Here is a 7,202-nt window from a genome sequence, read left to right as displayed (position 1 = left end):
ATAAAACCGCAATAAAACCGCAATAAAACCGCAATAAAACCGCAATAAAACCGCAATAAAACCGCAATAAAACCGCAATAAAACCGCAATAAAACCGCAATAAAACCGCAATAAAACCGTGAACCGCCCCAAATTAAACCGTACTAGAATTACAATAAAACCGTAATAAATAATAGAGGCAAATTAGCTGTAAAATTGAAATTATTAGAAACTTTTGAGTTCTGGTAAAAAAACCTCAAAGATTTTCTATTCGGATTACATTTCTTAGATTAGATGCTTGAAATATCTAACAGGTCACATACAAGCGCATTGTAGCTAATTAGAAAAACAAAATATGGAACAATTTATTTTACCTGTTGAGTCTATTCAAGAAAGAGATGTTGACTTAATTCTACTCGAAGAACTATCTACTGACAATTCGTTTTGTGAATGGTTTATTAGAGAATTAGGCTTACCTAACTTGACATCGGTAAATGGATCTTGGAGAAGTATTTCTGCATTTGGGCTTGGTGAAACTGATATATTGTTTTCATATAATTCTAACAACAAAAAAATATATGTACTTATAGAAAACAAACTAGATGCTTCTTTCCAAAATGAACAATTCAATCGTTATTTAAAGCGTGTAGATGAATATTTGGCACATGAAGAATGTGATAATGCTTTTGCTGTATTGGTTGCACCAAATTTTTACTGTGAAAACCAAAGTGATTTTGAAAATTACTTGACTTACGAAACGATTGCGGAAAGATTTGAGTTTATGGGGTCTAAAAGAAATATTTTTAAAAGTAATTTATTACAAATCGCAATAGAAAAACTAAGACGTGGATATCAACCAATAAATTCTATTCCAGTTCAAAATTTTTGGCAATCATACTATAAATTTAAAGAGGAGAAATATCCGAGTTTGATAATGAAAAAACCAGATATTGTTCCTCATAATAGTGATTGGCCAATGCTTTATGATGATACGTTAAAAAATATTGTTTTTTATCATAAACTAGCACAAGGAAATATAGACGCTACCTTTAAAGAGGTATCTGAAGAAGTAGAGTTTAAAATAAAAGAAATACTTCCTGACTGGGCTAAGTTTGAAAAACATAGTAAAAGTTTTTCGATTAGAGTTTATTCAGGTAAAATTGACCGAACAAAAGATTTTAACGAGCAACTACAAAATGTAAATATTGGATTAAAGAATCTTGAACGGATAAGAAATTGGATAATTGAAAATAAAAATATTCTAGGAGAATGGCTATAAGTGATTATAATTCTATTGCTCGTTGTTTTGATAACTTAATTACCTGATCGTATTTTTTTTTTATTTAAAAACTTAAATAAGTATAAAGATTCTTTGTTAAGTCTATTTTAATTTAAGCCTTGGTTTTTATATCATAATTAATTAGCTAACTTTATAAAAACGATTATAACATATGAAAGCTTTAGAATTAGTAGAAAAGATAGCAATAAAAGAGGACGTAAAATCATATCTCTTAGAAGTTCTAGAAGCCTTTCAGAACTTAGATTATCATAAATTAAATGATTTGTTAGATGATGATGCTTATTATCAGGATATGAAAAAGCCTTCATTTATCTATGAACAAAAAAGAATATTTTCAAAATTTCAGGCCAAAGGTGATACTTATTTAGAGCTTTCAACAAATATTTGTACAGGGTGTTTATGTAGTGAGCCTGTTTTTGTTTTTACAGGTAATACTTCTAATAACACTTACGCTATCTATGTGAAATTTATAGATGAAGAGATTGTGGATATTTATAGATGTAACCAACATTCTGGGGTCTCAAGTTTAGTGCCGTTTTAATATGTTTTATAATGTAATGTTGATTTAAGTTTTCTACACTCTAATGAATTCTACGAAATTGAACACCTGCTATTTCTGAGTTCTTAATTTAAAAATATATACTTAGTCGAACACCAGACTCAAGATCTGAAAATGGACTCATCATTTTATCTTTATGGCTTTTAAAAAAGGAGTTTAGCAACATTCTTCGTTACCTAGAAATTTATGTTTTGTAAACGTATATTCAAGCAGTGTAATAAGTACTTTTTTAATTCTAAAATTTAAATTCATCCGTTACGGAATCCCGTAATGAAACTTCAAAAAAATAATATACTTTTCATTTATAAATATGAAGTGTTTTATTATATTTCAAACCTCATGATTACATTTAAAATAGCTCAAGGATAAAAGAATTTTAATTGTATTATATTCACGAAATAAATAATAAATACCAAATTATATTTTTTAAAAATTGAACTATAACACAGATATAAACTCCTTTGGAGGTATACAAGATTATCACATGATTCATGAATCACTAAGAAGCTATTTTAATGGTGAAAATGATTTAAAGAAGCGCTTTGTTGAAGATAATATTTTTGGAATTAGAACAGAGGAAGGTAGAGGAAGATTTTATCGAGGCATAAAGTCTTCAATTCTTACTTTTCAAAATTCTAAACATGAAGATATTTACCGTTCATTTTTCAGCACTTTGAATCAGACATTACCATATAATTTATTGATATTTTGGCAGCTTTCAATTAACAATAAACTTTTTAATGTTATCAGTAAAGAACTTTATCTAAAATATTATTTTAATGGTAAAGTGACTATAACAGGGCATGATGTCTTTTATTTTTTGCAAGACCTTAAAGAGCGAGATGAAGATTTTAAAAATCAGAATTGGACAAAAAAAACAACCGAACCTGTAGCTTCTAAATACCTTACCATTCTTCGGAAATTAAATTTTGTTGAAGGTGTTCAAAAAAAACATCTAATTCATGTTCAGATTTCTGATCAAGAATTTGCTGTGTTTTTACATCTACTGGTTGCTATTTATGGAGAGGGAACAAACTTCTTAAATCATGATTTCAATGGTTTCTCTTTTGTTTCGAATGAAAGTTTTAACGAACGGGTAAAACGAGTAGCTCAAAAAGGATTTATTGGAATGGCATTTTCTGGAACAAAATTATCTCTTCAACCTATATTTAAACTAAATGAATTAGCAGATGGCATATTTGGACGATCATAAAGCAAAGATTGAAAATTTGAAGATAACTCTTCATGCTTCAAATCAAACACAATTATCAAGAGAGGCAAATGGCGGAAGAAGTATTTTATTTACTTATCCACCTAATGAAGAAGAACTTTATCTGAATAAATTAAAAGAAGAACTAGATTCCAATCAATTTACTTTTATAAATGTAGCGGAATTATTAGTCAGCTTTATTGAGCAAGATGGTTGGGAGGATTTCAAAAATTATTATTTAGATTTTAAAGACACTCCACATGTAGTTTTTAATTCTGATGACCCTACTCCAGATTTAATGGATTTAATCATTAATGAAATAAAGAATGCAGAAAAAAATGATAAAATACCAGTATTAATCAGAACGGGTGCGCTCTACGGAACTGGAATTGAAAATAATAACATTATGGAACATGGTTTTGTAATGCGGTTAAAAAAACCATTAGTAATTGGGTATCCTTCCAAATATGAAAAAGCAACAGACACCCTTCTCTTTTTAAATTTTAAACATGCTAATAACTACAGATGTACTGTAATTGAATAAGATATGATGACAATTAAAGATATATTAAAACTCGATCTTAACGAGGATATTAAGAATGTAATTGATTTAGAAGATAAATCACAAGATGAGATCCAGTCTGAAATAGAATCTTACATTATAACAGATGGATTAGGAAAACATCTATCTAAATTCGTTTCTCAATACACCAGTAACATTAAAGAAACAGGTGTTTGGTTATCTGGATTTTACGGATCGGGTAAATCTTATTTTGGTAAAATGTTAGGATATTTAATTGATAATCCAACCATAAATGGAACGAGTGCAAGAGACCGTTTTATGCCACGTTTAGCAGGAGTAACCAATCAAAGTTTGATTGAAAATGATATTAGAAAGCTAGACTCAATTAAGAGTAAAGTTATTTTCTTAGATATAGCAAAACAGAATACAGACAATGGCTTAGCCTTTACACTGTTTTCTAATTTTTTAAAAAGTCTTGGGTTTCGAGATGATCGTTACGGCTATATGGCTTATGATCTTTTTATTGACGAGAAATATGATTTTCTTAAAGAAAAAGCGAAGGAGCTTATTGGTAAGGATTGGGAAGAAATAAAAAACAATAATAGAGAAATAGCTAAGGCAATGCGTCGCGTTTATGCAGCAATGGACTATAGCGATGCGGAGTATGAAGACACACAAAACACTTACAGTTATGCCATTCAAAACTTCTCTGCTGTAAAATTTAATGAAGAATTAAAAAAATACTTAGATAAATTTCCTGATGAAAATTTAGTATTTGTTTTCGATGAAGCTAGTGAAGCAATCAGCCAGAAAAAATTCAACTTATTAGACTTAGAGGGTATTGCAGAAAGTCTTTCTAGTATCAGTAATAAAGTTTGGACCATTGCTATTGCTCAAGAAAAATTAGACGATGTCATTAACAATGCAAATGTTAATAAAAGTCAGTTAACTAAGGTGACAGACCGTTTTAAAACTAAAATACACTTAGAATCGACAGAAGTAGATGTTATTATACGTAATAGATTATTACTAAAAAAAGACGCATCTTTTTCGGATTTAATAAATTATTATAAGAGTAATGATGGGTTGATAAGTGATTCTACCAACTTAAAATCAACATTCCCAACTAAAACAGAATCTGCAGAAGAATTTGCAACCTATTACCCATTTCATAAATATCAATTCGATTTACTTCAAAAATTCTTATTTAGTTCTAATGCCTTGGTAGCAACACAAATTGCTGCTCGTGGTATGATTATTACAACGTTCGACATTTTAAGAAAAGAAATGAGAGATAGAGAGTTGTATAGTTTTACAACTGCTCATGATTTATGTACCGAGGCTCAAACGGCGCCACCTGTAGATTTGGTAAATAAATACAGTAATGCAAAAAGTATAATAAAAAATACAGGTATTCAAATTGATGGAGAGCTACTATTAAAATCGCTTCACTTTGTTAATGAGTCTGAATTGATATCTGCTACAATTGAGAATATCACAAAAGTATACATCGAAGATATTTCTACTTATTATGAAGTAAAACCAAAAGTAGAAGAAGCTCTAAACCTACTAGTCGATTCTAAAATATTATTGTTATCTAATGGCAATTACAAAATTACTTCTAATTTAGAAGGGAAGTTGCTAGAGGAAATGAAAGATTTTGATGTAGAATTATTCATCAAAAAAAGAGAATTGGTAGTCTATCTTAAAAAAATGTCAATTTTCAGACAGATTTCAGTAATTAATGAAGATTCGGTTGCTTATAATTTTAACGTACTTACAGATCTAGATGACGAAATAATAGCATCTAACAATAGAAACTTAAGACTTACAGCATATAGTCTATTTAATATAAACGAAGCACGTCAAGATTTTATTGAAGGCTTAAAGTTAGATACCCAATATACTAAAGAGCTTATTACATTAGTACCAGACAATAGCCGATTTAACGAAATTGATCGGCTTTTAGAGGAGGTTAAGCGCTATGGCTATATGGAGGAAAAATATGCTAATGATGACGACTCTAATAAGCGCCAGATCATTAGAGAGTTTGTTTCCATAAAAGAGGAAAAAGAGAAGGACCTTATCAATTTAATTGAAGCAGCTTATGCTAATGGTTCTATAATTTACTTGTTTGATGAAAATATATTGAATAAAGACAACTTTAAAGGTTATATCAATGAATTTCAACGAAAGTTAATTAAGAATATATACACAAAAAGGCTTTCGAATCAATTATCTGAAACTATAGGAATTAAATTGTTAAGTGAATCTAATGCCGAAAAATTGCATCGTTTCTTCTCGGGTGATGAATTTAAGTTTTTTGATACCAATGGTAATTTTACAGGAGATCATTTAAAGATTATTGAAGAAATTACATCAAAAATTAGAACCAGATATATTGATGGTAAAAGCCTAGAAGAAGAATTATCTATTGCACCTTGGGGATATGCTTATGGATCTATTTCAACCGCATTAGCAGTTTTATTTAGAGCAGGAAGATTAGTAATTAAGTTTAACGATACAGAGTATTTTTCATATAACGACAAAGCAGCACACGATGTATTTACCTCTAGTATAAAATTTAGAGGAGCCAGATACAAGTCCATTACAAAAACACTAAACGCATCTCAAAAAAATGCACTTATTCAATGTTTATTAGATTTAGATTTCGAAAAACATACCAACAAAAAAATGCGATTTAATGTTAGTGATTTTGAAGCTTCAGATGCGGTAACCCAGTTAGCTAATCACTTTATATCCGCGTTAAATACGTTAAGAAACTCGCAACCTGATTTCGATAAATTATTTCCAAAAGTAAATGCTCAAAAAAGCATATTACAAAACTATACTGGTAAAACAACTGAGGCTAATTATATAGAAAAAGCCGAAGACTTTTTAAATCAAAAAGACGATTTTATATTAGCAATTAAAAGTATCGTATCTGCGGAAAAATTTATTAAAAAGAATCTAGATAAAATTAAAGGCTTTAGAAATTTTGTTAATAATGTAGATACAGAATTAACCAAGGCAGGGATTATTAACACATTAATTGCAAAAACTACAGTTCAATTTAACGAAGCTTATAAAAAAGATGTAATAGACCATTTTACTGACATCCAAAAAGCAGCACAAACAATTAAAGACGAATATTACCTGCTAATGGATAGCAATGCCACGGTAATGTCTTCCAACTATTCTACTTTAAAAGAAAAAGTGGAACAGGCACTTAATAATCTAACTAAAAATTTCCCTGCGGAATTAAATAAAAATAGCCTATCAAAACTAGCAGTTTTAAAAGCTTATTGTGAGGATAGAATTGTTAAAGGTGTGCGCTTAGAATATCATATTGCTTGTCAGGATAGTAAATATTCATTGTCAGATATACTGAATTACATAGCATTAGTACCTGCAAAAGAAACAGACTTACAAATGCTAATTGGAGATTTTGTAAAAGAAGCACCAAAACCCAAAGATCCCAAACAACCAAAACAGCCTAAAAAGCTACAGTTAACTATTGCTAAAAACGTAATGACTACTAAAGAGTATCGTTCTCTTCTTTCTGCACAATTACAAGCTATGGCAGGAATGGATAATGATGATGAAGTTGAATTAACTGTGAATAACTAAC

General features: G+C 29.4%; 5 protein-coding genes. All 5 read left to right on the top strand.

Annotation, left to right across the window (positions count from 1 at the left end; all coding sequences use genetic code 11):
- The first annotated feature begins 334 nt into the window (after nt 1-334).
- The 5 genes from VDP25_RS15855 (at nt 335) to brxC (ending at nt 7,201) form a co-directional block, all read left to right on the top strand.
- On the top strand, nt 335-1,258 hold the full coding sequence (locus VDP25_RS15855) for a PD-(D/E)XK nuclease family protein (protein ID WP_334471405.1): 924 nt from the start codon (nt 335-337) through the stop codon (nt 1,256-1,258).
- Nucleotides 1,259-1,430: 172 nt separating this feature from the next.
- On the top strand, nt 1,431-1,820 hold the full coding sequence (locus VDP25_RS15850; RefSeq protein ID WP_334471403.1) for a hypothetical protein: 390 nt from the start codon (nt 1,431-1,433) through the stop codon (nt 1,818-1,820).
- 451 nt (nt 1,821-2,271) lie between these two features.
- Nucleotides 2,272-3,051, top strand: a complete 780-nt coding sequence (locus VDP25_RS15845) for a BrxA family protein (RefSeq protein ID WP_334471401.1) — start codon at nt 2,272-2,274, stop codon at nt 3,049-3,051.
- Entirely contained in the window at nt 3,029-3,592 is a 564-nt protein-coding gene (locus VDP25_RS15840) for a hypothetical protein (RefSeq protein WP_334471399.1), read from the top strand. The genes VDP25_RS15845 and VDP25_RS15840 overlap by 23 nt, the downstream gene beginning before the upstream one ends.
- 3 nt (nt 3,593-3,595) lie before the next feature.
- Nucleotides 3,596-7,201: a BREX system P-loop protein BrxC gene (gene brxC, locus VDP25_RS15835; protein WP_334471397.1), complete on the top strand. Its 3,606-nt coding sequence runs from the start codon at nt 3,596-3,598 to the stop codon at nt 7,199-7,201.
- Nucleotide 7,202: the final 1 nt, after the last annotated feature.

Origin of the sequence: Winogradskyella sp. ECml5-4 (genome assembly GCF_036903175.1) — a bacterium.
In the GTDB taxonomy this organism is placed as follows: Bacteria; Bacteroidota; Bacteroidia; order Flavobacteriales; family Flavobacteriaceae; genus Winogradskyella; species Winogradskyella damuponensis.
The sequence above is the reverse complement of the archived record's forward strand: the minus strand, read 5'-3'. Positions and strand labels throughout refer to the sequence as shown.